We start from the raw sequence: 25,820 nt of genomic DNA on the forward strand, positions 1-25,820 counted from the left end.
CCCCAAGATGATCCCCTCCCCCCCCCCCCCGCTCGGGCGCGACTTCGTGACCACGCACCAGCGCTGCGCCGGGTGTTCGGCGACCGGGCGCCCCCCGCCCGCCGTGCTGTGCGCTCCTCGTCGGCCGTCGGCGTTCCTACAGGTCCAGGATGCCGATGGCCATGTCGCGCATCTCGACCTTGCGGATCTTGCCGGTGACGGTCATCGGGAACTCGTCGACGACGTGGACGTAGCGCGGGATCTTGAAGTGGGCGAGCCGGCCGGTGCAGTAGGCCCGGACGGCTTCGGGGGTGAGGGGTGCCGCGCCCTCGCGCATGCGGATCCAGGCCATCAGCTCCTCGCCGTACTTGGGGTCGGGGACGCCGATCACCTGGACGTCGAGGATGTCGGGGTGGGTGTAGAGGAACTCCTCGATCTCGCGCGGGTAGAGGTTCTCGCCGCCGCGGATGACCATGTCCTTGATGCGGCCGGTGATGGCGAGGTAGCCGTCCTCGTCCATGACGGCGAGGTCGCCGGTGTGCATCCAGCGGGCGGCGTCGACGGCCTCGGCGGTGCGCTCGGGCTCGCCCCAGTAGCCGAGCATGACGGAGTAGCCGCGGGTGCAGAGCTCACCGGGTTCGCCGCGCGGGACGGTGCGGCCGGTGGCGGGGTCGATGACCTTGACCTCCAGGTGCGGGCCGACCCGGCCGACGGTGGAGACGCGGCGCTCGACGGAGTCGTCGGTGCGGGTCTGGGTGGAGACGGGCGAGGTCTCCGTCATGCCGTAGCAGATGGAGACCTCGGCCATGCCCATCCGGTCGATGACGTCCTTCATGACCTCGGTCGGGCAGGGGGCGCCGGCCATGATGCCGGTGCGCAGGCTGGAGAGGTCGTGGCGCTCGAAGTCCGGGTCGGCGAGCTCGGCGATGAACATCGTGGGCACCCCGTAGAGGGAGGTGCAGCGCTCGGCGGCGACGGCGGCGAGGGTGGCGCCGGGCTCGAAGGAGGGGGCCGGAATGACCGTGCAGGCGCCGTGGGAGGTGGCGGCGAGGTTGCCCATGACCATGCCGAAGCAGTGGTAGAAGGGCACCGGGATGCAGATCCGGTCCTGCTCGGTGTAGTCGAGCAACTCGCCGACGAAGTAACCGTTGTTGAGGATGTTGTGGTGCGACAGGGTCGCGCCCTTGGGGAAGCCGGTCGTGCCGGAGGTGTACTGGATGTTGATCGGGTCGTCCGGCGCCAGTTCGGCCCCGCGGGCGGCGAGGGGCTCGGGGTCGGCCCGGCGGCCGACGGTCAGCAGGTCGTCCCAGGCCGCACCGCCGATCAGGACGACGCGCTCCAATTCCGGGCAGCGCGGCCGGACTTCGTCGATCATCGCCGCGTAGTCCGAGGTCTTGAAGGACGGCGCTGCCACCAGCAGCCGGATCCCGGCCTGGTTGAGCACGTACTCCAACTCGTGCGAGCGGTAGGCCGGGTTGACCGTCACCAGGATCGCGCCGAGCTTGGCGGTGGCGTACTGGGTGAGCGTCCACTCGGCGCAGTTGGGGGCCCAGATGCCGACCCGGTCGCCCTTGGCGATGCCGAGGGCGAGCAGGCCGAGGGCCAGCGCGTCGACGTCGGCGGCGAGTTCGGCGTACGTCCAGCGGCGGGCGGTGGCGCGGTCCACCAGGGCGTCGCGCCCGGGGAAGGCGCGGACCGCGCGGTCGAGGTTCTCGCCGATCGTGTCGCCGAGCAGCGGCACGTCCGCGGTGCCGAATGAGTAGCTGCGACTGGTCGACGTGGTCCGCACGTGCTGCCTCCTGGCTGGGGATCGCGAGGGTCGGGGACCATGGTCCCGATCCCGCACCCCCGGCGCCACCCCCGAACGGGGGTACGGCCCCGGCCCGGACACGGCGAAGGGCCGCCCGCCGGAGTCGGCGGACGGCCCAGGGCCGTCGTCAGGCGTTGATGCAGGTGTTGCCGAACGCCGGGTTCAGGATCGAGACCACGCCGATCGAGTTGCCACAGACGTTGGCCTCGACGTTCACCGGGATCTGGATCTGGTTGCCGGACAGCACACCCGGCGAGCCGAACGCGACACCGTTGGCGGTGGCGTCGCCGGCCGCGGCGGTGCCGGCCCCGGCCAGGACGCACATCGCGGCGAGGGCGGTGGCGGCGAGGGTGGTGCGAATACGCATTGCGTCACTCCTTGTGAGGGTGGCGAAAAACCGTGTGACGATCACACTCGCCCCCGATCTCACTCGATCCGGTGCCCGAAATGCCGGTATTGCTCGCTACGGCGGCGTGTCGTCCGACCACGTTACGTCACCGCTGCCCAGGGCCACGGAGGCGCGCGGGAGCATCGGCCCGTCGCCCCGCCGGGACAGCACCGTCAGCGCGCCGACCTGCGCGGACAGGCTGCCGAGCCGGGCCGCGCACTCGGCGGCGAGCTCCTTCGGGTGCTGCGTGCGGCCGAGCGACAGGTGCGGCGTGAAGCCGCCGGCGCGGCCGCGGCAGCGCGGGAAGCGCTCCAGGAGGTCCGCGTACAGCCGGGCCCAGGGGGCGGGCCCGGCGGCGGCCGGATCGAGCCAGACGGTCGCGTACGCGCGGTGCCGGAAGCTGCGCACCCCGCTCAGGCGGACCGGGAACGGCGGGGTGCGCGCCACGGCGGCGGAGAGCAGCGGGACCGCGCGGGCGAATTCACTCTCCGGGACGAATCCGAAGAGCACGTTGACGTGCGGCGGCCAGCGCCGGACCTGCGGGTCGTGCACCAGCCGGATCGCCTGGACGGCCGGCCACAGCTCGGGCGGCGGCAGCCAGGCGACGGCCGTGCGCGGCGTCGGCGGGAGGTCCAGGGCGGCAGGACGGACGACGGCCCGGCCCGCCGCCCCGTCGTCCGTCCTGCCGCCCATGGGGCCAGGCTACGGACCCAGCCGCGCCTCCACCGCGTCCAGCAGCTCCCGGGCCGGGTGCAGGCCCGGCTCGGCCCGCAAGGCCCGGCGCAGGAGCACGCGCGCCGTCGGGTCGTCGCCCCCGCGGACGGCGTCGAGCGCCTCGTTGTAGTCGATCCGGCCCGCGTAGCGCAGCCGGACCAGGGCGACCAGGTCCTCCCGGCAGGACGGGCAGCGCAGGCTCTCCGGATCCGCCGGGACGGCGCACTGCGGGCAGGGCACCTCGATCGGCGGGACGGCGTCGTCGGGGTTCATCGGGGACCGGCCTCCTCGGGGCGCACCGGGCCGAGCGACTCCGGCGTCGGGTCGTTGCCCAGCTCCCGCTGCGCCTGGGCGTACAGCACCAGGAGCGCGGAGTTGTGCCGGTTGGCGGCCTCCATGTTGGCGGACTCCACGGCCGCGTCCAGGCCGCGCAGCTCGGCGATGATCTGCTGGGCGAGGCCGGGCGAGACCAGGTTCTGGCTCACGTAGACGTTGCACATGGTGAGCATGCGGAAGGTGTGGCCGAGCGAGTCGCACAGCTCGTCGGCGCGCTGGGCGGCGCGCATCGCGCCCTCCCAGTCGGCCGCCTCGCGGCGCAGCCGCAGGTCGGCGGCGACCGAGCGCAGGCGGTCGAGGTCGCTCGGGTCGAGGTGCTTCTCGCAGTAGTGGATGAACAGGCTCAGGTACGCCTCCGAACCGCGCACCCAGCGCTGGGCCTTGAGCTGGCGCTGGGCCCGCTCCAGGGCCTCGTCGACCGACTGGCCGCGGGTCTGGCCGGCCGCGAGGTCGTCGAGGGTGTCCATGAGGCGCTGGGCCTCGCGGAGTTCGGCCTCGGTGAGCTCGCCGCCCCAGCGGTCGGTGAAGGTCTCGATCTGCCGCTGCTGCTCCTCCACCTGGACCTTCAACTCGGGGTCGAGGGTGACCCGTTCGAGTTTGACGGTCTTCTCGCCGCCGCCCTGGATGCGCACCGACAGGGTGATGGTGCGGTCCCGGTCGAGGCCGAAGGAGACCGCCACGGGGGTGCGGCCGCCGAGGCCGGCGGGCAGGCGCAGGGTGAGGTGGCCGATCAGCTCGTTCTGCTGGGCGATCTCGTGTTCGCCCTCGTAGACGGCGACTTCGAGGCGCTGGCGGCCGCTGCCGGAGACGACGAACTCCCGGCTGACCGGCGAACTGGTCGGGTAGCTGGTGTTCTTGGGGATGATGACGGCGAGCCGGCCGTCGTTGAGCTCGATGCCGAGGTTCTTCGGGGTGATGTCGAACGGGTTGGTGACCTGCATCAACTCGCCGCAGCCCGTGCAGACTTCGCTGCCGGGCCGGTTGACCACCCCGCAGGAGGCGCAGCGCAGGCCGACGTCCTCGGCGGCGCTGGAGGCGACCCTGGTCTGCCCGGGGGCGGCCGAGTTGAGCGGCTCGCCGCACAGTTCGCAGGCGGTGACGCCGGGGGCGGCCGGGGTGCCGCAGCGCGGGCAGTTGTCGCTGTGGGCGACGGTGGGCGCCTGGGACGGGGGCGTCACGGCGCCCGAACCGTCCAGCGCCTGGCTGCACTTGGGGCAGGCGGCGGCCTCGGCGTCGACCGGGACGTGACAGGTGGGGCAGGACACCCGGGGGCCGCCGAGCAGCGAGGTGGCGCAGTTGGCGCAGGCCGAGGCGGAGAGGTCGCCGGGCGCCCGGCACTCGGGGCACTCGACCTCGCCGACCAGCGCGGACTGCACGGCCGCGCCGAGCGCGACGCACTGCATCGGGTTGACGCCGCGGCGGATCCGGCGCGGCCCGAAGACCTCGCCCAGACGCCGCGCCACCAGCGGGATCGCGGTGGAGCCGCCGACCAGCACGACCTCGTCGATGTCCCCGACGGTGAGGTTGGCCTGCATGATGGCCTTGTGGGTCAGCTCGATGGTGCGCTCGATGTGGCCCTCGATGAGCTCCTCGAAGCGGGTGCGCTCGAACTCCGTCTCCAGCACCAGCTGGCCGGCGCCGAGGCCGGGGAGGATGACCTCGGAGGACTCCTGGTGGGAGAGCTCGATCTTGACCGTCTCGGCGGTGGAGGCGATCTTCGGGCGGTCGCGCAGGTCGGGCTGGTAGTCCGAGCCGTACTCCTCGCGGATGTCGTCGAGCAGCGCGGTGGTGATCGCCCGGTCGAAGTCGTCGCCGCCGAGCAGGTTGTCGCCCTCGATGCCGAGCACCGAGACCGAGCCGGGCACCAGCAGCAGGATCGAGATGTCGAAGGTGCCGCCGCCGAGGTCGTAGACCAGGACGGTGCGGCCCTCGTCGCCGGCCTCCGAGGTGATCCCGTAGGCGAGGGCGGCGGCGGTCGGCTCGTTGATGATCCTCAGCACGTGCAGGCCGGCCAGCCGGCCCGCCTCCTGGGTGGCCGCGACCTGCCGCTCGCCGAAGTACGCCGGGACGGTGATGACGGCCCGGTGGAACGGCTCGCCGAAGCGCTGCTCGGCGTCCTCCTTGAGGCGGTGCAGGATGATCGCGGAGATCTCGATCGGGGTGTAGGAACGGCCGTTGAACCAGACGTTGACGTCGCCGTCGGTGCCGGCCGTGACCTTGTAGTCGACCTCCTTGAGGGCCGCCTGGACCTGCGGGTCCTTGAACTTGCGGCCCATGAAGCGCTTGACCGAGCGGATCACGTTCGCGCCGTCGATCGCGGTGCGGCTGCGCGCGGTGGAGCCGACCAGCAGCTCGCCCTTGCGGCCGGTGCCGACGACGGAGGGCGTGGCCTCCTGGTTCTGCCGGTTGAAGACGATCTCCGGCTCGCCCCGGCGCAGGTGGGCCACCACCGAGTTGGTGGTGCCCAGGTCGATGCCGAGTGTGCGGTACATGGTGTCCCCCTCTAGTTCTTTTTCCGCTTGCGGCGCGTACCGGAGCCCGTGCGGGCCCGCCGGGGCCTGGTGGGCGGCGTCTTCGGGCGGCCGGGGCCCGCCGACGCGGCGGGGCCGGGGCCGGGGTCGACGAGGTCGACGGCGTCCCCGGGCTCGACGACGCGCTCGGGCTCGACGGCCTCCTCGGGCTCGACGACGCGCTCGGGCTCGACGGCCTCCTCGGGCTTCGGCTCCGGGGTGAGCACCGCCTCCACGTACCCGGCGCCGAGCACGTACACGGACTCCGGCTCCGGCTCCGACTCCGGCTCCGGCTCGGACACCGGCGCCGCGACCACGACCTGGGCCCGGCGCAGCACCTCGTCCCCCCAGAAGAACCCGGTGACGACCGTCTGCACGACCGTCTCCGGCGCCACCCCCGGCCGCGGCTCGGTGCCGACGATCTCGGCCAGCACCGGGTCCGCGGTCAGCCCTTCGAGCCGCATCGGCCGCACCCCGGCCCTGGCCAGCCGTCCCAGCAGGCGCCGCCTGGTCGCCTCGATCCCGGCGCCCCGCCCGAGGTGGACGAGCTCCGGATCGAGGCCGAGCGAGGCGAGCGCGTCATCCACCTCGACGAGCGCGCCGAGCAGTTCCTGCTGCGCGGCCCGGGCGGCCTGCGCCTCCTCCTCGCGCTTGCGCGTCAGCATCGAGGCGCGGAAGAGCAATTGGGTGAAGCTCTGCCCGAGGTCGAGCGCCCGGGCGCGCTCGGGCACCGGCAGCGGCGCCGGCAGCTGCCCGGGCACGGAGGCCGGGACCGGCGCCGGGGCCGATGCCTGGTCCGATGCCTGGTCCGGCACCTGGTCCGACGTCGGCGACGGGGCGGATGGTTCGGGGCTCGGGGCGTGGTGGGTGGTCATTCGGGGACCTCGATCTGCGGCAGCACGGACAGGTCGGCGGCGAAGCGGGCGGGGACGGGCGGTTCGGGGGCGGTGCCCGGCGGGGCGGGCTCGGCGAAGTCGGCGGCCAGCTCGTCCCGGTGGAGCGCCAGGAAGGAGGCGGCGGGCGGCGGCTGGGGCCGCTCGACGACGAGCAGCGGATCGGCGAGGGCCGGCGCCAGCAGCCCGGCGGCGCGGTCGACCGGCTCCGGCGGGAGGGGCTGCTGGAGGTCCAGCTCCAGACGCTTGTCCGGGTTTCGCAGCAGGGCGGCGGCCTCCTGGACCTGCTGGCGGGTGTGGCGACCGGACTTCGTCGCCGGGCCGACGGCGAGGAGGATCTCGCGCGCACTGGCGGTCGGCGGGACGCCCAGGATCTCGTACGGCGACGGTTCTTCCAGTGGCATGGCGCGGGTTGCTCTCCTTCGGCCGCGGCCCGGGACCGCGGTGTGGACGACGGCCGGGTCAGTACAGCGAGTTGATCTTGCGCTGGAGGGCGCGCAGCTCCGCGTCCTGCGGGTTGTGCTCGACGGCCTGCTTGATCAGCTGCCGGGCCTCCCGGTAGGCGCGGGCGTTGGCCCTGGCCACGGCGTGGGCACTGAGGACGATCCCGAGCTCGGTGTGCAGCTTCGCCGTGTCCTCCGCCGAGCCGGACAGCCCCAGCGCCTCCTCCAGCAGCCGGACGGCCCCGGGGTAGCGCCTCGCCTCGTACTGCTCGACGGCCTCGCTACGCCACACGCTGACGGCCAGCTTGCGGACGTCCGCGGCCTGGCCGTCGTACTCCATCGCCTTGCGCAGCATCGCGGAGCGCTCGGCGAAGGGGCGGTCCTGGAGGTTGTCCAGCATGTGGTTGGCCAGCATGACGGCGACCCGGCGCGGGGCCTCCGCCTCGGCCCGGCCGGTGAACTCCGGGTCCGCGTGCAGGGCTTCGGTCATCCGGGACACCGCCACCGTGCTGCGGCCGGCCAGCGCCGCGGTGAGCGCGAGGCGGCGCAGCGCGAAGGCGAGGCCGAGCCGGTGGTCCGGATCGGGGTTGAGGTCGATCAGCTCGCGCCACAGCTCCACGGCCTCTTCCAGCTGGCGGACCGGGGCGTCGGGCTGGGTGAGCTGGTTGGCCCGGTTGCCGAGCGCGGCGGCGAGGAACTGCCGGGCGGTCTGGTCGCCGGGGTTGAGGGTGAGGCTCTTGCGCAGCAGGGTGAGGGCGCGGGGGTAGTCCTTGGTCTCGTTGTTGATCTTCCGGGCCCACTGGGCGTAGGTGGCGCCGAGGTCGCTGCGCACGTCGGCGTGGTCGGGGGCCAGCGCCAGGGCGCGTTCGAGGAGTTCGGCCGCGCCCTGCTGGTCGTCGTCGCTGCTCTTGAGCAGGGCGCGGGCCGCGCGCAGACCGGACTCGGCGGCGATGCCGGGCGCGTCGGAGGGCAGCGCGGCCCCGGGGACGGCGTGGGCGCGGGTGAGGCAGTCGAGGGCCTCGCGCCAGTTCTGGTTGCGGTGGTGCCCGCGGGCCTCGTCGACCAGGGTCGCCACCAGCAGGCCGCGCCAGGCGTCGTCACGCTGCGCCTCCGGCACGGCGTCCAGCGCCTCGACGGCGGCGGACTGGAAGCCCTGGATCAGGAGGTAGCGCTGCGGGCCGAGGGGTCCGAACAGGTCGAGGGCCTGGTCGAGCGGATGCGGCTCGGGGCGGGACGCGCGCTTCCAGCCCTGTACGGCCCGGTCGAACTGCTCGCCCCACCAGGGGAGTTCCGGTGCCGAGCGGAGGAGTCCGGTCAGCGTCGGACCGTGCGCGAGGTGGCCGGCCGTGGCCCGTCCGGGCTGACGGACCGTCACATCGGCCTGGACGAAGGCCTCGGCGCAGTGCGACTCCATGGCGAGGCGGAGCGTCCAGCTCGCCGCGTCCTCGCCGGTACGGCCCTCGGCCTCGTCGAGCGCGCGCAGGTCGACGCGCAGCCGTTCGACGAGCGCGGCACGCGCGGCGGCGACGCGCGCCGGTTCGGCCGGGCGGCCGGTGATCCGGGCGGACTCGGCCCACAGGGCGGGCAGGTGCAGGGCGGCGGCCAGGCAGCCGATCGTCCAGCGCCAGACCTGCGGATCGGCGGTCCCGCCCTCCGGACCGGGCGCGGTCGCCAGGCGGTACCCGGCGAGGCCGAGGGCGTGCAGCAGGCGGGCGTCGGTCGGGTCGGCGAGCAGCAGCGCGTGGTAGGCGTTCCAGGCCTCCCAGCGACGGCCCTCCAGGGCGTGCCGATGGGCCTCGTGCTCGGCCAGCATGCCGAGGGTGGCGGCGGCCTGCGGGTGGCCCGGCGACAGCCGCAGGACCTCGCGGAGGTCACCGGCGGCCGCACCGGGCTCGCCCGCGTCGAGGCGGCCCGCCGCGCGGCGGACCAGCACGGCGGCGCGCTCCCGGGCCGCCGCCTCCGGCAGCTCGGCCAACGCCTCGTCCAGCCGCCCGAGTTCGGCGCGGAGCAGGGCGAGGTCGAGCCGGACGGGCGCGGCGGGGGCGCCGTCGCCGAACGCGTCGGCCCAGGCGGCGAGCACCGGCTCGGCCTGCTCGGGCACGCCGGCGCGGCGCGCGCAGTCCAGGACGGCCCGCAGGGCGGGGCCGGCGCAGCGGACGCAGCGCGGGGAGGCGGCGTCGGCGGGCCGGTAGAGGTGCGCATCGCACGCCTCCCGGCCGCAGCCGCCGCACACGGCGGTGGCGGGGGCCTCGCAGACGGGGCAGTCGGCGGGCGGGGCGGGGACCGGTTCGGACGCGGGTGCAGGCGCGGGGGCCGCCGGACCGCCCGCCACCGGGCCGGTGGCGTACAGGTTCGGCGGGCCACCCTGCGTGGGGCCGTCGGCACCGACCGGCCCGGTGGCGTACGGGTTCACCGGCCCGCCGGTCACCGGGCCCGTGGCGTACGGGTTCGGCGCGGCACCCGGTGTCGGGCCGTCGGCCCCGACCGGACCCGTGGCGTACGGGTTCACCGGCCCGCCGGCCACCGGTCCCGTGGCGTACGGGTTCACCGGCCCGCCGACCACCGGGCCCACGACGTGCACGGCCGGGACCACGCCCGGGGCGGCGCCCGGGCGCACAGCCGCCGTGGCGCCGTCAGCTGCCGCACCGGTGCACCCGACGCAGCGCGGCACGCCCGCCGCCTCGCCCGCCTCGCCCGCCTCGCCCGCGCGGTCGAAGTGCGCGTCGCACGTCTCGCGCCCGCAGTCGCCGCACACACCGGACGCCCGACGCCCGCAGATCGCGCACCCGACGGACGGCACCGCAGGAACGGCACCGAGCGCGGCCGCCCCCGGAACCGCCCGCGGCGGCGGGACCGCGCCCGAACCGGCAGCGGGTACAACGACGCGCGGCGCAGGCGCCGACAGGAAGTGCCGGTGCCACTCCAGCGCCGTCGCCCAGTTCCCGGCGCGCTCCGCCAGGGCCGCGCGCAGGCGGGCGACGGCCGGGTCGCCCGCCGGGTCGGCGTCCAGCGGTGCGAGCAGGGCGACCGTCTGCACCGGGCGGCCGGCCAGGAGCGCCGCGGCGGCCAGGTGGTAGCGGTCGCGCGGGCCCGCGTGGGCGTCGATCAGGCCGGGCAGGGTCTCCGTCGTGCCCTCGGCCAGGGCGAGCGCGGCCCGCAGCCGTCCCTGCCGGGCACCGACCGCGCCCGGGAGGCCGTCCGCGAGGGCGAGCGCCTCGGCCGCGCGCGTCCGCGCCTCGGGGCGGTCGCGGCCCGTGACGAGCAGGTGAGCCGCCTCGCGCAGCGCGGCCTCGCGCAGGGCGGGCCGGTAGCCGGGCGCGTGCGGGTCGTCGTCGGCGGCCCGCTGCCACAGCTCGCGCGCCGCGGTGGGGTCGGTGGCCAGGCTCCGCCGGGCCAGCCGGTCGCGGACGACGGCCAGCCACGTGCGCAGGTCGTCGTCGCGCAGCCGCTCGAAGGCGGTCAGCGCGCTCGTCAGGTCGCCGGAGCGGACGCCGGCGAGGCCGTGGTGGAACGCGGCGATCCGCCCCCACCGGGAGTCGTCGCCCGCCTCGGCGCGCAGCAGCGGCTCGGCCTCGGCGGTCCGTCCGGCGGTGAGCAGGGCGGCGCCGAGCCGGACGCGGGCCGGGCGCCAGCCGGAATCCAGCTCAAGACCGGCGCGGTAGTCGGCGGCGGCCTCCGCGGCGCGGTCGGCCCGCTCGTGGACCAGGGCCAGGCCGAACCTGGCCGGGGCGAAGGCGGGTTGGGCGGCGAGCGCGGCGGTGAACTGCTCCTCGGCCTGGTCGTCGGCGCCGAGCAGCAGTGCGAGGCGGCCGAGCGCGTAGCGGGGGCGGGGGTCCCAGGAGGCCTCGCCGGCGGCGGCCTGGAAGTCGCCCCAGGCGGCCTCGGTCTCACCGAGCCGCTGCCGGGCCAGGCCGCGGAACAGCAGGCTCTCGGCACGCAGGGCGGGCCCGCGGGACCACCGGTAGGCCTCGCCCGGCGCGCGCCGCAGCGCCTCGTCGAAGGCGGCGACGGCGGGGGCGTCCCGGTGCAGGGCGAAGAGCTGCGCGCCCCAGCGGAACCACAGTTCACCGCCACCACCGGGCGCGGCCGACGCGAGCAGGGCCTCGGCCTCCTCGGCGCGCTCGGTGCCGCGCAGGACGGCCGCCCGGGCCAGCACCGGCCAGTCCCGGCCCGGCAGGGCGGCGAGGACCTCCGCGGTGGCGCCGTCGCGCTGCTCGGGCGGGCCGTCGTGGCACAGGCGCTGGAGCCAGTCCAGGGCCCGGGCCGCCGCCTGGGCCTCGGCGCCCGGCTCGGCGCCGCCGGCCGTCGCCCGCAGGAAGGCGAGCACCGGCGCGAGGGAGCCGGCCGCAGCCGACATCCGCTCCTCGGCGAGGCGTTGCAGGCTCCAGCGGGGCAACTGCCGGGCCGGGTCGGCGAGCAGCGGGAAGGCCTCGTGGTGCAGGGCCAGGGCGGCCTGCGGGTCACCGACGGCGACCGTGGCCTCGGCCTGGCCGAGCAGGGCGAGGCCGCGCTGCTCGGCGAGTTGCCCGGCGAGCGGCCCGGCCAGCGCCCCGGACGCCCCGGCGAGCCGGCCGGCCAGCTTCGCGTAACGCCGCCTGGCCTGCTGCGCCTTGCCGGCCGCGAGCCGCTCGGCCGCCCCGGCCAGGGCCTTCGCCACCGCCTGCGGGTCGAGCGCCCGCCGGCGGCGGACCACCAGGACGCCCGCCACAGCGGCCAGTGCCACCACGATCAGCACCACCGCGAGCTGCGCCATGCACCGTCCCCCTGTGCTCCCCGACCGCCCCCATCATGATCAAATAGGCATGTTCGATCATGAGTTGACGCTATTTCATGATGTTGCTCGGCGAGCATCAGGATAGGCCCTCGGCGGGGCCGCCGAACAGGAACGAGCACTATCCTGGGCACCGCGAACAGCCGGGCCGCCGTCGGTGGCCCGGCGTCAGGCAGCAAACGGGGGTGGCGTGTCCGAGTCGCGTTGGGTGCCCGGGCTCCGGTTCGGACCGGAGTTCGACCCCGAGCAGTACGAGCTCCTCGAATTCCACCACCGGGGCGGGGAGGCCGAGGTGTGGCGGGCCGTTCGTACCGGCCACAACGGGCGCAAGGAGCTCGTCGCCGCCAAGATCATGCTCGAACGGGACCCGTCCGAGGTCCGCCGCTGGCTCGGCCGCTGGGACGACGTCTCGCACAACGCCCACCGCCTCGGCATCACCGACCTCGTCGTACCGAGCTTCCTGCTCGGCCCCTCCCCGCACCGGCCCGGCTCCGCGCCCACCAGCGGGCTGCTCGCCTACCAGATCTCCCCCTGGGTCGACGGCGTCCCGCTGCACACCTGGGCCGGTGCGAACCGCGCCGGGCCCTCGGCGGCGGCCGAGGTGCTCGCGCGGCTGTGCCGCATCGTCGACGAGTTGCACCGCAAGCGCTGGGTGCACCGCGACATCTCCCCCGCCAACGTCCTCGTCGACGCGGCCGGCCAGGTCAAGCTCATCGACCTCACCTTCCTCGCCCCGCTCGACCACACCCTCACCGTCGCCGTGTTCACCCCGGGGCACGTGCCGCCCGAGGCCGAGCAGGTCGGCGGGTTCCCGACCACCGCCAAGGACCTGTTCGCCGTCGGCACCCTGGCCCGCGCCCTCCTGCTGCCCGACCACGGCCGCCTCGACCACCGGCTGGCCGTCGAACAGGCCCGCGCCGAACTCCTCGCCGCCGGCTACGGCGAGGAACTCGCCGACTGGGCCTGCGAACCGCTCGCCCGCGACCCCGACCGGCGCCCCGCCCCGCTCGGCCCCTGGGCCGCCCGCGGACGCGAACTGCTGCGCGCGCACCGGCCGCGGCCCCGCACGACCGGCCTGGCCGTGCTGCCGGGTTCGGGCGGCACCCCGCTGGTCGCCGCCGCGCGGGCGGACGGAGGCGTCCTGCTGGCGGGCGCACAAGGACTTCCGCCCGGGCAGGGGCCGGAAGCCGTACGGGAGTTGGTGTGCGGACGGGCCGGGCTCCGCAGTGAACTCGTCCTGTGCGCCGAGGACGGCACCGGCACCCTGTGGGTCGGCACCACGACGGGCTGGTGGGAGGCCGCGCGCGGCGTCACCGGCCTCGCGGGCGGTGTCGACGCCACCGGCGAACTGACCGTCTGGACGGCCGCCGGCGGCGCGCTGCAGTCCTTCCGCTGGGCCCCCGGGCGCACCCTCACCGGCCGCGAACTGCCCGACTGCCCCGCCGACCGGGTCCTCGCCGCCGTCGAGGAGCGGCCCGGCGCGTGGCTCGTCCTCGTCGAGCACCGGGACCGCGCCCTGTGGTGGCGCACCGGCACGGCGCCCGTGTCGTTCGGCCCGCCCGGACCGCTCCGGGCTGCCGCCCTCGCCCGCACCTCGGCGGGACCGCAAGCCGCCACGCTGCGCACCGACGGATCCGTCCAGCTGCACACGCTCGGCGCGGCCGGCCGCGCCCCCGAGGTCGGCGACGGCGAGCCCGCCCACGCCCTCGCCCTGGCCGGCCACCGCGGCGGGCCGACGCTCGCCCTGGCCGGCGAGGGCGGCGTCCGCCTGCGCACGGCCACCCCGGCCCGCCACCCGCGCTGGTGGCGCCCCACCCTGCGCCCGGCCACCCGGGTCGCCCTGGCCGTCGGCGACGACTGGCGGCTGTGCCTGGCGGCCGTGGTCGAGGGCGAGTTGCAGTGCTGGCAGGAGGACACGGCCTACCGCTGGCAGGCGGTGGCGCTGCCGCCTCAGTGAGGCCTGGGTGCTGACGTCGGGGTGAAGACCTCAGCCGAGTCGACGACGTGGGCCCTTCAACTCCCTGACCACGGCGGGACGTCGGATCCCTCACCTCCACTGCGGGACCGGGTTGTCCGGGGAGTCGAGCCAGGCCGTCTGGCCTTCCGGGGTGACCGTCAAGCCGAACCGGTCGTAGCCGGGGCGACCTTGGGCCTCCCAACAGCGGTAGGCGGCCTCCACCTCGTCCCACAGCCTCCGTGGCCCGGACTGGTACACCTCGTACTCCATGCGGTCCGGCTCGTAGTCGGCCGATGCCCACGACAGCGTGTCCCGGCTGTAGAGCCACAGCGTGTACGCGCCGCCGTTGTAGCGCTCCGCCCGCCAGAACGCCCCGGGTACGGCGAGCCCGATGACAAACTGCTGGAACCACTCGCCCGTGTCCGACGGGGAAAGCGTGGTCATGCTCTTCACGCCGCCCGCCGGCCAGGGCACCCCGTGGAGGTACGCGTCGAACAGCGGTCGCTCCGTGCGCTGTTGGCGGAGCCGCATGAACGCGGACCCGCCGGTGAAGCGGCCGACCGCCTGGGTTCGGTCGTCGTTCACGACCAGCCGGACGATCTGTTCGCCGCCGTACTCTGTGCCGAACGGGGCAACGATCACCCCACCCGGGGCTGCCTGCGCCAGCCACGCGGGCGGGATCTCCAGCAGGGAACAGGTCGCGATGATCCGGTTGTACGGAGCTCCCTCCGCCCAGCCTGCCCGCCCGTCGCCCTCGATCACCGTCGGAGCGAGGCCGGCCCTGTCCAGGTTCGCCCGCGCACCGCGCGCCACCGCCGGGTCGTACTCCACCGTCACCACGTTCGGGTCACCGAGGCAGTGGGCGAGAAGCCCGGCGTTCCAGCCCGTGCCCGTGCCGATCTCCAGCGCCCGATCCCCTGGACGGACGTCCAAGTCCCGGAGCATGGAAGCCACCATGGTCGGCATGGAGTTGGACGAAGTCGGGGTCGTGCCGAGCCCGTCCCCGTCGTGGTCGCCGTCGTCCCACTGGGTGGTGAGCGGGATGTCCGAGTAGACCGCCCTCCGCCACGCCTCGGGGTCCTGGGACCGGTACACCACGGGATTCTGCTTGGTGCCGTCCGCGATGCCCGGCCAGATGCGGTCCGGCACGAACAACTCGCGGGGCACGGCCGTGAAGGCGGGCAGCCAGTCCGAGGTGAGCGCGCCGCCGGCCACCAGCGCGGAGGCGAGCCCCTGGGGGCCCGCCTCCTGGGGCGTCTCGCCGGTCACTTGCCGCCCGCCGGGTTCTGGCCGTCCGAGGTGTTGCCGCCCTCGTCGGAACCGCCGCCGCCGTGCCCGCTGCCCTTGTTGCTGTCGTCCTGCTGCCCGCCGCCCTTGCCGTCGCCCGAGCCACCGCCGTGCTTGCCCATCTCAGTACCTCCGTTTGCTGGTTGGCCCCGCCCAGGCCGATGCCTGTGCGGGTGTTCACCGCCCGCGCCGGGCCCCTTCCCAGGCCCGGCGCGGGAGTTCAGGGGATCACTCGCTCTCGACCGCCGGAGTGCGAGTGCAAACGGTGTGCGCCGGGAGGACGGCCGACCGTCGGCCGGGGCAGTCGTCCTGCTGGATCAGCTCATCCTCTGCAGGTTTCGTGCCGCGCCGCTCGAACATCTCGACGATCTCCGCGACCGCCGCCCGCCATAACGGACTCGTTCGATCCACGTACCACGCACCCTGGACGCTGGGGATCGGCTCGGGGAACATCAGGCGCCTCCTGACCGATGCCGACCACACGAGGAGCCGGAAGCGCGACAGAGACAGGTCAGGGCTTTGTCCCGGACACCGCCCGGGCATCCCCAGTGAGCGCGCTGGGACCTGGCGCGAAGGAGTGTGGCCACATATTCCAGCATCGACTGATGAATCGTCAATCTCGATATCCAGCCGGTAATCTCACTGTGAGATGGAGAGTTGGCGCCGGAGGTTTGGACCATGGGAACCGCGATGGAACCGATCAGGCTGGCGGACCTCGCATGGCAGAACGAGGAGGTGCGCGACGCACTCCGTCGCCGCGACGTCGCGGCGCTCTTCCGATATGTGCAGCACCACAGCGGGTCCAGCCAGGCGCGGCTCGCCGTCCAGGTCGGCATGACCCAGTCCCGTGTCAATGAGATCATCAACGGACACCGTCAGGTCACCAAGCTGGACGTCTTCGAGCGCATCGCCGACGGGCTGAACATGCCGGACAGCGCCAGGCGCCTGCTCGGCCTCGCACCGCGCTCCGACGGCCAGCGCACGGCCGGAAGCGCTTTCGACCTCGCGGCGTTCCCCGAGATCGTCCGTGTCTACAGCGACCAGGCCTCGGCCACCGACGAAATCCAGCGAGCGGCGAGGTCTGCGGCCGAGCTTGATGTACTGGCAGTGCGTGGACTCGGACTGCTTGCTCTTCGCGACTCACTGCTCCGGCAACACTTCGACCGCGACAACGATCCGACGCCGAGACTTCGCGTCCTCCTCCTCTCCCCGGATTCGGAGGCAGCCGAACGCCGAGCGGCCGAGATCAACGAATCCCCCGAGTCGCTTGCGAGCGGAATCCTCCTCGCCGAGGCGCGCCTTCGAGAGCTCGCCGAGGTCGGGCATGTCGAGGTCTACCGGTACAGCACTGTCCCGGTCTGGCGGATCATCAGACTGGATCGCACCCTCTACGTCGGGGCTTTCGACACTGATTGGGAAGGGCATGAGTCCGCGACGTATAAGGTGCTTCCCACCCCCAGCGGGCCCCTCTACCGGGGCTGGCGTCGGCAATTCGATGTGATGGTGGACAGCGCAGAGCGCGTGATCTGACGGAGGGAACAGGATGGCGATCGAAGCGGAACTCAAAGCTGTCGTACGTGACCCAGAGGGCGTGCTCAGGCAGTTGGAGGACCAGCACGGCGGTGGTCGCGCCGAGGTCTACCGTGACACGTACTACGATGCACCGGACGGCAGCCTCATGGGCGGCGACCGCGAGCTCCGGATCCGGACCGTCCACGGCCCGAACGACACCCGCACCGTCCTCACGTACAAGGGCGCCCGCGTTGACGAGGCCTCCGGATCGAAGCCCGAGGCCGAGACTCGTGTCGAGGATGCCGACGCAGCGCACGAGATCGTCCGGGGCCTCGGATTCGTCCCCCGGATCGCATTCGAGAAGCGGTGCAGGAACTACGACTTCGAGCGCGATGGCCGACGGCTGCTCGCCACGCTCGTCCGGGTGCCCGAACTCGACGCCACGTTCATCGAGGTCGAGACGGCAGCAGCCACGGAGAGCGACCTCGGGCCGGCGCTCGCCGTCGTCCGCGCCGCGCTGGCAGACCTCGGGATCGGTGAGGACGACCTGACGACCGAGCTGTACACCGACGCCGTGGCGGCCGTCCGGCCGCTCTGACTGCGCCAACAGGTAGAAAGGTCCGCCGGGGAAATCCTGCTACCGGCCGACCAGCAATCCGGCCAGCTCCGTCAGCGAGTTCACTGTCCAGTCAGCATCGGGCGCTGAAGTCGTCAGCCCGATCGGTCCGCGACGGATGTGGGCGGTCCGCAGCCCGGCAGCACGCGCCGGGGTGATGTCGTTGGCGGGGTGGTCGCCGACATACACGATCTCGTGAGGCTCGCCCGGCGCCCAATGGATCAGCCGCTTGAAGAAGTCGGGCGCCGGCTTGGAGACTTGCCACTCGCCGGATGTGGCAATGGCGTCGGCCGGTAGGTCCAGCCCTCGCAGCAAGTCGCCCACCGCAGCGTTCTGGTTTCCTGCGATCCCCACCCACAGCCCGTCTTCTCGGAGCCGCATCAGCGCTGGGCGGACGTCCGGGTACAGATCCGTCTCGTCGAGGTAGTCGCCCTTGCCCGCCGCCTGTCGGGCCCGCCACTCGGCTGCCACATCCACGCCGGTGCGGGCGATGCGGATCGCGTCCGCGTTGTCCCGGCCCTCGGCCAGCACTGCGCCGACCAGCGCCGACATGGTATGCGCGGGCACACCGAGCCACCGGGCCCAGTCACCCCAGTAGCGGGTGTCGCTGGTCAGGGTCTCTCCGATGTCGAACACCACAGCGCGCATGGACCGAGGCTACGGGAGTGCGCTGATCGTTCTCTCGGGCGATGGCCGTATGTCCGACGGACCTGATCGTCACGCCGCTACTTTCTGGCCGGCGACTCTCAGCTCCCTGCAGCGTTGAACGTGGCGATCAGCTCGGGCAGCTCCGCGAGCGAGTCGATGCGGAACGTCGCCGTCTCAGCGGCCGGGGCCGCCTCCGCGACCCGCTCGAAGAATTGGAGGTCGGGCTTGCTCGCACCCCAGTCGTCCGACGTGCCGATCAGGTCCACGTCGGCCCAGTCCGCGTCGGGCGTGAAAGAGTCGGAGCACCAGCTCACGCGCACGCAGGAGGCTCAGGGTGGAGTGGCAGACCTACGGCCGGCGCCAGGTCTACGGGAGCCCGTGGGTTGAGGTGTGGCTGGACGACGTCGAGGTGCCCGGTATCGGGCGGATCGACCACCACGTCGTCCGCATGCCCCGGGCCTCCACCACGGCCGTCGTCACCAATGATCGGGGAGAGTTTCTCCTGATCTACCGGCACCGGTTCATCACCGGCCGCTGGGGCTGGGAGGTTCCGGCAGGTTGGGCAGAACCAGGAGAGGATCCGGCGGCGGCGATCGCTCGTGAGGTCGAGGAGGAGACCGGTTGGCGGCCGGGCCGTGTCGAGTTGATGACCGAGTACGACGCCCTCGCCGGCATCTCGGACATGCATTTCAGGACCTACCACGTCACCGGATGCGCCCGGGTCGGCGCGCCACAGGACTCTGGCGAGGCCACGCGGGTCGAGTGGCTGCCGGAGGCCGAGGTCGTGCGGCTCCTCACCTCCGGTGAGGTCGCGGACGGTCCGTCGCTGGCGGCCCTCTCGTACTACCTCGGCCCGTACCGGCTCGATAGGCGTCAGATCGGCTCCGGGAGGGCGTGGGCCGGGCCCTCCACGGTGATGTAGGCCTCGCCCTGGGGCCAGGGGTGGGGGGTGTAGGCGATCAACGTGGGTGGGAGGGCCTCGGATTCGGGGCGGAGTTCGATGCGGTGGTCGTGGCCGCGGAAGTCGGACGTCACCACGTGGGCGCGGACGGAGTCGGGGGAAGCCTCTGCGCTCAGGCGGAGTTGATGGGGGCGCACCAGGGCCAGCGTCCCAGAGGTGACAGAGGCGGGCTCCGCCAGGGCCAGGGCCCCGAACGGGGTGCGGGTGACCGGGACGAGGTTGGCCTCGCCCAACACGCGCGCCACGGCGGCGTCGGCCGGGCGGTGGTACAGCGCGTCGGGCGGGCCCGCCTGGGCGATGCGGCCCTCGCGCAGCACCGCGATGGTGTCGGCGAAGGCCAATGCCTCGTCCTGGTCGTGGGTGACCAGGATCGCCGTCGTCCCGGCCTTCCGCAGGGTCGAGGCGACCTCGCGCCGCAGCTCCGCCCGCAGCGCCGCGTCGAGGGCGGCGAACGGTTCGTCCAGCAGCAGGAGTTGAGGACCAGGAGCCAGTGCCCGGGCAAGGGCGACGCGCTGCTGCTGCCCCCCGGAGAGCTGGTGCGGGCGGCGGTCGCCCAGGCCTGCGAGGCCGATCAGGTCGAGCAACTCGGCCACGCGGGAACGCCGCTCCGCGCGCGGCAGCCCGAAGCCGATGTTGCCGGCCACCGTGAGGTGCGGGAACAGCGCGCCGTCCTGCGGGACGAGGCCGATGTTGCGGCGCTCGGCGGCGACCCGGCTCCGCCCGTCGTCCAGCGTCCGCCCGTGCAGCACGACGCTGCCCGAGGCGGCCGGGTGGAAGCCGGCCACGACCCGCAGCAGGGTCGACTTGCCGCAGCCCGAGGGCCCAAGGATGCAGGCGAGCGCGCCCTCCTCGACGGTCAGGTCGACGCCGGAGAGGACGGGGCTGCGCCCGTGCGTGGCGTGCAGGGCGGTGACGGTGAGTCCGGTCATGAGTTCTTCCCTGGGCGGCCGAGGGTGCGGTGGGTCAGCAGGAGCACGGACGGGACGGACAGCGCGACCATGAGGGCCGCGTACGGCGCCGCGGCCCCGTACGCGAGTCCGCTGGTGTACACCCAGAACTGGGTGGCCAGGGTCTGGGTACCGGTGGGGCGCAGCAGCAGGGTCGCGGTGAGCTCGGTGGAGGCGGTGAGGCCGACCATCGCGACGGCCGCGCCGAGCCCGGGCAGGACGAGCGGCAGGGTGACGCGCCCGAGCACCGCGAGCGGCCGGGTACCGAGCGAGCGGGCGGCCTCCTCGACGCCGGGCGGCACCTGGGCGAGGGCGGCGCGGACGGCGGTGAGGGCGAGCGGGAAGAACAGCACGACGTACCCGGCGACGAGCATCGGCGGCTGCTGGTACAGGGGTTGGGCGTAGCGGACGGCGAAGAACACGACCGACAGGGCGACCGCGATGCCGGGCAGCGCCCGGGTGAGGTAGGCGGCGCGCTCCACGAGCAGCGCGGGCCTGCTGCCGCGCCGCCACGCGTACAGGGCGACGGGGACCGCCGCCGCGGTGGCGACGAGGGCGGCGCCGAGCGCGTACCCGAGGGTGGCGAGGGTCGCGCCGACGACCGACGCGGAGGGCAGGGTCGTCGAACTGCCCTTCACCAGCCAGTACCCGAGCGCGTACACCGGCACGCCGAGCGCGACCCCGACGAGCGCCGTGAGGCCGGCCAGCGCCGGCGCCGTCCACCGGCCGAGGCGCACGGGCCGCGCGGTGCGGGCGACGGCGCCGTGCCGGGTGACGCGGGCGTTCCGTCCGGCCCAGGCCTCCAGGCCGACGAGCAGCAGCGCGAGCGCCACCAGGACGAGGGTGAGCAGGGAGGCGGAGGCGGCGTCGAAGCCGAGCTTGTACTGGGTGAAGACGGCGGTGGCGAAGGTGGTGTAGCGCAGCATCGCGAACGCGCCGTACTCGCCGAGCAGGTAGAGCGAGACGAGCAGGACGCCGCCGGCCAGGGCGGGCCGGGTGAGCGGGAGGGTGACGCGCCACAGGGTGGCGAGGCGGCCGCGGCCGAGCGAGCGGGAGACCTCCTCGGCGGCGGCGTCGCCGTGCCGCAGGGCCGCCGCGACGGGCAGGAACACGAGCGGGTAGAGCGAGCAGGTCATCACGAGCACCGCGCCCCAGTAGCCGTGCACGGAGCGGAACAGCGAGACCCAGGAGTAGCCGCGGACGAACTCCGGCACGGCGAGCGGCAGGGCGAGCGCGACGGTCCAGGCGCGGCGGCCGGGCAGGGTGGTGCGTTCGACCAGGTAGGCGGCGCCGAAGCCGAGGACGGCGGTGAGGAAGGTGACGGCGGCGGCCAGGGTGACGGTGTGCCACAGCAGGGTCGCGATCAGCGGGCGGCCGAGGAGGCGCCGGGCCTGGTCCCACCCGCCCTGCGCGGCCTGGGCGACGACGAAGCCGAGCGGCGAGGCGACGACGGCGACGACGGCGACCGCGACGGGCGCGAGCAGGCCGGCGGCCCGCCACTGCGCGGACGCGGACAGGCCGGTGGCCCGCCACCGCCGGAGCGGGGACGGGCCGTCGGCACGGACGGGTGCGGTCACTGGAGCAGACCGGCGTCCTGGAGCAGCGACAGCGCCTGCTTGCCGTCGCCGAGCTGGGCCGGGTCGGCGACGGTGCCGATGCCGTCCAGGGCGGGCAGGTCGGGCTTGCCCTGGACGCCGGTGACGAGCGGGTACTCGTAGCTCGCGGAGTTCGCGATGACGGTCTGCGCCGGGGCGCTCGCGAGGTAGGCGAGGAGGGCCTGGGCGGCGGCCTGGTGCTTGCCGCTCTTCAGCACGGCGGCGCCGGAGACGTCGACGAGGGAGCCCGGGTCGCCCTTGGGGAAGTAGTGCAGGGTGCTGTGGGTGCCGCCCGCGCCCTTCTCGTCGCGCATCCGGTAGAAGTAGTAGTGGTCGATGACGCCGCCCTCGACCTCGCCGCTGTTGATCGCGGCGGAGAGGGTCTCGTTGCTGTCGTAGACCTTGGCGTTGTCCTTGAGGCCCTTGAGCCACTGCTTGGCGGCGTCCTCGCCCTTGGCCTTGAGGACCTGGGTGACGACGGGGGCGAAGTCGGTCTCGCTGGGGGCGATGCCGAGCCGGCCCTTCCACTCGGGCTTGGCGAGGTCCAGGACGGAGGCGGGCGGCGCGGTGTCGGCGCCCTTGCCGGTGGCGGTGAGGAAGGCGGAGGTGCGGGCCGAGATGCCGACCCAGTCGCCCTTCGGCGAGCTGTCCGCGGCCGGGACCGCCTTGAGGGTGTCGGCGGCGACCGGGGCGAGCAGGCCCTTGTCGTCGAGGACGGTCAGGGCGGGCGGGTTCTCGGCGTAGAAGACGTCGGCCGGGGAGGCGGTGCCCTCCTGGAGGATCTGGTTGGCGAGCTCGGCCTCGTCGCCGGAGCGCAGCTCGACCTTGATCCCGGTGCGCTTGGTGAAGTCGTCGGTCAGCGCCTTGACGGTCTGCTCGTGCTGACCGCTGTAGAGGGTGACGGTCTGGCCCGCGAGGGCCGTGCCGGAGGGAGCGGGAGAGCCGTCGGTGCCACTGGAGCCGGAGCTGCCGCACGCCGCGAGGGCGAGGGCGCAGGCGGCGACGAGGGACAGGGCCGCGAGGGGCCGGACGGTTCCGGGCATGGTGAGGGCTCCTCCGAGGTGGCGGGGGTTTCGGCCGGACGCACGCCTCCACGGCCCGGTTCGGGCCGTCGGGACGCTGGCTGCGGCGGCCTGACGGCACGAGAACCTAGGGCAGGGAAGGCTTGCCTAACAAGTTTCGGAGCGTCACATCTCGACCCGGTCTCGTCCCGGTCGCGCTTCGGTGGACAAACCGCCAAGGCCGGGCAAACCGGCCTTCAAGCGCAGGTCAGAGCGAGGGTGTACGACGGATCGTCAGCCGGGGGCTCCCTGAGGGCGGCTACCTTGCGTGACCGGCAGCCGGTCGTACCAGGACGGTCCGGCACTGCCAAAGGGCCCCGGAACCAGGAGGTTCCGGGGCCCTCGCCACGAGCGGTCGCGCGGATCAGCGGAAGCGGCGGAGCCGGAGGCTGTTGCCGACCACGAAGACCGAGGAGAAGGCCATCGCGGCGCCCGCGATCATCGGGTTGAGCATCCCGGCCGCCGCGAGCGGCAGGGCGGCGACGTTGTAGCCGAAGGCCCAGAACAGGTTGCCCTTGATCGTCGCCAGGGTCCGGCGGGAGAGCCGGATCGCGTCGGCGGCGGCCATCAGGTCCCCGCGGACCAGGGTCAGGTCGCCGGCCTCGATGGCGGCGTCGGTGCCGGTGCCCATCGCCAGGCCCAGGTCGGCCCGGGCCAGCGCGGCCGCGTCGTTGACGCCGTCGCCGACCATCGCGACGACCTTGCCCTCGGCCTGGAGGCGCTTGACGGTGTCCACCTTGTCCTGCGGCATGACCTCGGCGATCACGTGCTCCGGCGCGATCCCGACCTCGGCGGCGACGGCCTCGGCCACCGCCCGGTTGTCACCGGTGAGCAGCACCGGGGTCAGGCCCAGGCGGCGCAGTTCGGCGATGGCGGCCGCGCTGGTCGGCTTGACCGCGTCGGCGACCTCCAGGACGGCCCGGGCCTCGCCGTCCCAGCCGACCGCGATCGCCGTCCGCCCGGCCGCCTCGGCGGTCCGCTTGGCCGCGGCGAGGCCCTCGGGCAGGTACTGGGCCCACTCGTTCAGCAGCGCCTCCCGGCCGGCGACCACCGCGTGGCCGTCGACGACGCCCTGGACGCCGAGGCCGGGGACGTTCTCGAAGCCCTCGACCGGCGGCAGTTCGCCCGCCTTCGCGGCGGCGGTGGCGATCGCCCGGGCGATCGGGTGCTCGGAGGCGTGCTCCAGGGCGCCGGCCAGGCGCAGCGCCTCGGCCTCGGTGACGCCCTCGGCGGTGTGCACGGCGAGCAGGGTCATCCGGCCGGTGGTGACGGTGCCGGTCTTGTCGAGGACGACGGTGTCGACCTTGCGGGTGGACTCCAGCACCTCCGGGCCCTTGATCAGCACGCCGAGCTGGGCGCCGCGGCCGGTGCCGACCAGCAGCGCGGTCGGGGTGGCCAGGCCCAGGGCGCACGGGCAGGCGATGATCAGCACGGCGACGGCGGCGGTGAAGGCGGCGGTCCAGCCCTCGCCGGTGCCGAGCCAGTAGCCGAGGGTCGCTATCGCGAGGGTGATCACGACCGGCACGAAGACGGCGGAGATCCGGTCGGCGAGGCGCTGGGCGGCGGCCTTCCCGTTCTGCGCGTCCTCCACCAGCTTGGCCATGCGGGAGAGCTGGGTGTCCGTGCCGACCCTGGTCGCCTCGACGACGAGCCGGCCGCCCGCGTTGACGGTGGCACCGGTGACGGCGTCGCCGGCGGCGACCTCGACCGGGACGGACTCGCCGGTGAGCATCGACGCGTCGACGGCGGACGCGCCCTCGACCACGACGCCGTCGGTGGCGATCTTCTCGCCGGGACGGACCACGAACCGGTCCCCCACCGCGAGTTCGGCGATCGGGACCCGCACCTCGCGGCCGGCCCGGAGCACCGTGACGTCCTTCGCCCCGAGCTCCAGCAGCGCCTTGAGCGCCGCCCCGGCGGTCCGCTTCGAGCGGGCCTCGAAGTAGCGGCCGGCCAGGATGAAGGCGGTGACGCCGGCCGCCGCCTCCAGGTAGATGTTGCCCGCGCCGTCGCTGCGGCCGATGGTCAGCTCGAACCCGTGCCGCATGCCCGGCATGCCGGCCGTGCCGAAGAACAGCGCCCACAGCGACCACAGGAACGCGGCGCCGGTGCCGAGCGAGACCAGGGTGTCCATCGTCGCGGCGCCGTGCCGGGCGTTGGTGAACGCGGCCCGGTGGAACGGCCAGGCGGCGTAGGTGACCACCGGGGCGGCGAGGGTCAGCGACAGCCACTGCCAGTTGTCGAACTGCAGGGCCGGCACCATCGCCATCGCGATCACCGGGACGGCCAGTGCCACCGCGGTGATCAGCCGCTGGCGCAGCGGCACCAGCTCGTCGGCTTCACCGGTGTCCTCGCCGGCGGGGCCGACGACGGCCGGGGGCTTCGGAAGGGCCGCGGTGTAGCCGGTCGCCTCGACGGTGGCGATCAGGTCGGCGACCTCGACCGCGCCCTCGAAGCTGACCTTCGCCTTCTCGGTGGCGTAGTTGACGCTCGCCGAGACCCCGTCCATCCGGTTGAGCTTCTTCTCGATCCGCGCGGCGCACGATGCGCACGTCATGCCGCCGATCGAGAGTTCCACCTCCGTGGAGGCGGGTGCCTGGGTGCTCATCGTTGCTCCTCGCGTCCGTGGCGCTGCGGGATCGGTACCCGGGAGGGGTATCTGGTGACGCCGGGGCGGCGCCGGATTCCTTTATACCCCTGGGGGGTACCTGCCGCAAGACGTCACCGGATACCCCCCATAGGTATCTTTGGAGCACGGGAACGTCTTGACTCGATACCCTAGGGGGGTATTAACTCGGCGACGTCGAACAGACCGGCGCCGGCCCGGCGTCCATCCCGAGTCCCGAGGAGAGAGCGTCATGAACACCGCCCAGACCATGAGCAAGACCACCGCCACCATCGACCCGTCCGCCGCCGGGGCGACCGCCTCCTCCTGCTGCGGCTCGTGCGGCACCGGAACCGGCACCGGCGCCGCAGCCGCCCCGGCCCCCGCCGTCGCGGGCCGCGCGGTCTTCCAGGTGCAGGGCATGACCTGCGGCCACTGCGTCTCGTCCGTGACCGCCGAGCTGAAGAAGATCGACGGCGTCACCGACGTCGCCGTGGACCTCGCCACCGGCCGCGTCACCGTCGAGGCCACCGCGCCGCTCGCCGACGAGGCCGTCGCCGCCGCGATCGACGAGGCCGGCTACGACCTCGTCGGCCGCCTCGACGGCTGACGGCCGGCACCCGCACCGCACCCGACCCGTGGGGGCCCGGGCGGGCCGCCACCCACGCCCCGCGCCGCCCGGGGGCCCCCCCGCCCCCCGCCCCGCCCCCGGGCTCGCGGGCCCCGCGGGCCCCCGCCAGGGTGCTGCCGTCGGCGGCCGGCGGAGCCGATGGGGTGGTCGATCGTC

Annotated in this window: 21 protein-coding genes and 1 pseudogene; 5 read left to right on the forward strand and 17 right to left on the reverse strand. The window is 74.2% G+C overall.

What is annotated here, in order from left to right; all coding sequences use genetic code 11:
* Nucleotides 1–136: 136 nt before the first annotated feature.
* From ACFXDE_RS37885 to ACFXDE_RS37920, 8 genes are all read right to left on the reverse strand, one after another.
* Nucleotides 137–1,768: an AMP-binding protein gene (locus ACFXDE_RS37885; protein ID WP_380498891.1), complete on the reverse strand. Its 1,632-nt coding sequence runs from the start codon at nucleotides 1,766–1,768 to the stop codon at nucleotides 137–139.
* A 148-nt stretch (nucleotides 1,769–1,916) separates the two neighbouring features.
* On the reverse strand, nucleotides 1,917–2,156 hold the full coding sequence (locus ACFXDE_RS37890) for a chaplin (protein ID WP_380436612.1): 240 nt from the start codon (nucleotides 2,154–2,156) through the stop codon (nucleotides 1,917–1,919).
* Nucleotides 2,157–2,252: 96 nt separating this feature from the next.
* Nucleotides 2,253–2,870: a 2'-5' RNA ligase family protein gene (locus ACFXDE_RS37895; protein ID WP_380498892.1), complete on the reverse strand. Its 618-nt coding sequence runs from the start codon at nucleotides 2,868–2,870 to the stop codon at nucleotides 2,253–2,255.
* A 9-nt stretch (nucleotides 2,871–2,879) separates the two neighbouring features.
* Nucleotides 2,880–3,164: a hypothetical protein gene (locus ACFXDE_RS37900; protein WP_380498893.1), complete on the reverse strand. Its 285-nt coding sequence runs from the start codon at nucleotides 3,162–3,164 to the stop codon at nucleotides 2,880–2,882.
* Nucleotides 3,161–5,719 carry an Hsp70 family protein gene (locus ACFXDE_RS37905; RefSeq protein WP_380436618.1) on the reverse strand — a complete coding sequence of 853 codons (2,559 nt, stop codon included), beginning with the start codon at nucleotides 5,717–5,719 and terminating at the stop codon, nucleotides 3,161–3,163. The genes ACFXDE_RS37900 and ACFXDE_RS37905 overlap by 4 nt, the downstream gene beginning before the upstream one ends.
* Before the next feature lie 11 nt (nucleotides 5,720–5,730).
* Nucleotides 5,731–6,612 (reverse strand): nucleotide exchange factor GrpE, encoded by an 882-nt coding sequence (locus ACFXDE_RS37910; protein WP_380498894.1) that lies wholly within the window; start codon nucleotides 6,610–6,612, stop codon nucleotides 5,731–5,733.
* Entirely contained in the window at nucleotides 6,609–7,034 is a 426-nt protein-coding gene (locus tag ACFXDE_RS37915; protein WP_380498895.1) for a hypothetical protein, read from the reverse strand. Before ACFXDE_RS37915 ends, ACFXDE_RS37910 begins: the two co-directional genes overlap by 4 nt.
* 58 nt (nucleotides 7,035–7,092) lie before the next feature.
* Nucleotides 7,093–11,826, reverse strand: coding sequence for a hypothetical protein (locus tag ACFXDE_RS37920; RefSeq protein ID WP_380498896.1), 4,734 nt, complete (start codon nucleotides 11,824–11,826; stop codon nucleotides 7,093–7,095).
* A 208-nt stretch (nucleotides 11,827–12,034) separates the two neighbouring features.
* Here ACFXDE_RS37920 and ACFXDE_RS37925 point away from each other — a divergent pair, with 208 nt between their 5' ends.
* On the forward strand, nucleotides 12,035–13,801 hold the full coding sequence (locus ACFXDE_RS37925) for a hypothetical protein (protein ID WP_380498897.1): 1,767 nt from the start codon (nucleotides 12,035–12,037) through the stop codon (nucleotides 13,799–13,801).
* A gap of 90 nt (nucleotides 13,802–13,891) precedes the next feature.
* Here ACFXDE_RS37925 and ACFXDE_RS37930 read toward each other — a convergent pair whose 3' ends face one another.
* The 3 genes from ACFXDE_RS37930 to ACFXDE_RS37940 form a co-directional block, all read right to left on the reverse strand.
* The gene (locus tag ACFXDE_RS37930) at nucleotides 13,892–15,070 is read right to left on the reverse strand and encodes a methyltransferase domain-containing protein (RefSeq protein WP_380498898.1); all 1,179 of its coding nucleotides are present in this window, start codon (nucleotides 15,068–15,070) and stop codon (nucleotides 13,892–13,894) included.
* Entirely contained in the window at nucleotides 15,067–15,210 is a 144-nt protein-coding gene (locus ACFXDE_RS37935; protein ID WP_380498899.1) for a hypothetical protein, read from the reverse strand. Before ACFXDE_RS37935 ends, ACFXDE_RS37930 begins: the two co-directional genes overlap by 4 nt.
* 106 nt (nucleotides 15,211–15,316) lie before the next feature.
* Nucleotides 15,317–15,541: a hypothetical protein gene (locus ACFXDE_RS37940; RefSeq protein WP_380436633.1), complete on the reverse strand. Its 225-nt coding sequence runs from the start codon at nucleotides 15,539–15,541 to the stop codon at nucleotides 15,317–15,319.
* A 225-nt stretch (nucleotides 15,542–15,766) separates the two neighbouring features.
* On the opposite strand from ACFXDE_RS37940, the gene ACFXDE_RS37945 reads away from it, so the two are divergent.
* Both ACFXDE_RS37945 and cyaB read left to right on the forward strand, forming a co-directional pair.
* Nucleotides 15,767–16,618 (forward strand): helix-turn-helix domain-containing protein, encoded by an 852-nt coding sequence (locus ACFXDE_RS37945; RefSeq protein ID WP_380498900.1) that lies wholly within the window; start codon nucleotides 15,767–15,769, stop codon nucleotides 16,616–16,618.
* A 13-nt stretch (nucleotides 16,619–16,631) separates the two neighbouring features.
* Nucleotides 16,632–17,198, forward strand: coding sequence for a class IV adenylate cyclase (gene cyaB / locus ACFXDE_RS37950; RefSeq protein ID WP_380436637.1), 567 nt, complete (start codon nucleotides 16,632–16,634; stop codon nucleotides 17,196–17,198).
* A gap of 39 nt (nucleotides 17,199–17,237) precedes the next feature.
* Here the strand turns inward: cyaB and ACFXDE_RS37955 are convergent, their stop codons facing one another.
* Entirely contained in the window at nucleotides 17,238–17,864 is a 627-nt protein-coding gene (locus tag ACFXDE_RS37955) for an HAD family hydrolase (protein ID WP_380498901.1), read from the reverse strand.
* A gap of 98 nt (nucleotides 17,865–17,962) precedes the next feature.
* Nucleotides 17,963–18,133 (reverse strand): annotated as a pseudogene (locus tag ACFXDE_RS37960) (haloacid dehalogenase); the annotation flags it as partial.
* 65 nt (nucleotides 18,134–18,198) lie between these two features.
* Between ACFXDE_RS37960 and ACFXDE_RS37965 the strand changes: the two are divergent.
* On the forward strand, nucleotides 18,199–18,786 hold the full coding sequence (locus ACFXDE_RS37965) for an NUDIX hydrolase (RefSeq protein WP_380498902.1): 588 nt from the start codon (nucleotides 18,199–18,201) through the stop codon (nucleotides 18,784–18,786).
* On the opposite strand, the gene ACFXDE_RS37970 is transcribed toward ACFXDE_RS37965, so the two are convergent.
* The 4 genes from ACFXDE_RS37970 to ACFXDE_RS37985 form a co-directional block, all read right to left on the reverse strand.
* Nucleotides 18,738–19,754 (reverse strand): ABC transporter ATP-binding protein, encoded by a 1,017-nt coding sequence (locus ACFXDE_RS37970; protein WP_380498904.1) that lies wholly within the window; start codon nucleotides 19,752–19,754, stop codon nucleotides 18,738–18,740. The genes ACFXDE_RS37965 and ACFXDE_RS37970 overlap by 49 nt on opposite strands.
* A complete protein-coding gene (locus ACFXDE_RS37975) occupies nucleotides 19,751–21,349 on the reverse strand; it encodes an ABC transporter permease (protein ID WP_380498905.1) in 1,599 nt (532 codons plus the stop codon). Before ACFXDE_RS37975 ends, ACFXDE_RS37970 begins: the two co-directional genes overlap by 4 nt.
* Nucleotides 21,346–22,410, reverse strand: coding sequence for an extracellular solute-binding protein (locus ACFXDE_RS37980; protein WP_380498906.1), 1,065 nt, complete (start codon nucleotides 22,408–22,410; stop codon nucleotides 21,346–21,348). Before ACFXDE_RS37980 ends, ACFXDE_RS37975 begins: the two co-directional genes overlap by 4 nt.
* Nucleotides 22,411–22,792: 382 nt before the next feature.
* Entirely contained in the window at nucleotides 22,793–25,036 is a 2,244-nt protein-coding gene (locus ACFXDE_RS37985; RefSeq protein ID WP_380498907.1) for a heavy metal translocating P-type ATPase, read from the reverse strand.
* A 250-nt stretch (nucleotides 25,037–25,286) separates the two neighbouring features.
* On the opposite strand from ACFXDE_RS37985, the gene ACFXDE_RS37990 reads away from it, so the two are divergent.
* A complete protein-coding gene (locus ACFXDE_RS37990) occupies nucleotides 25,287–25,643 on the forward strand; it encodes a heavy-metal-associated domain-containing protein (protein WP_380498908.1) in 357 nt (118 codons plus the stop codon).
* Nucleotides 25,644–25,820: the final 177 nt, after the last annotated feature.

Source organism: Kitasatospora sp. NPDC059408, assembly GCF_042751525.1.
Lineage (GTDB): Bacteria > Actinomycetota > Actinomycetes > Streptomycetales > Streptomycetaceae > Kitasatospora.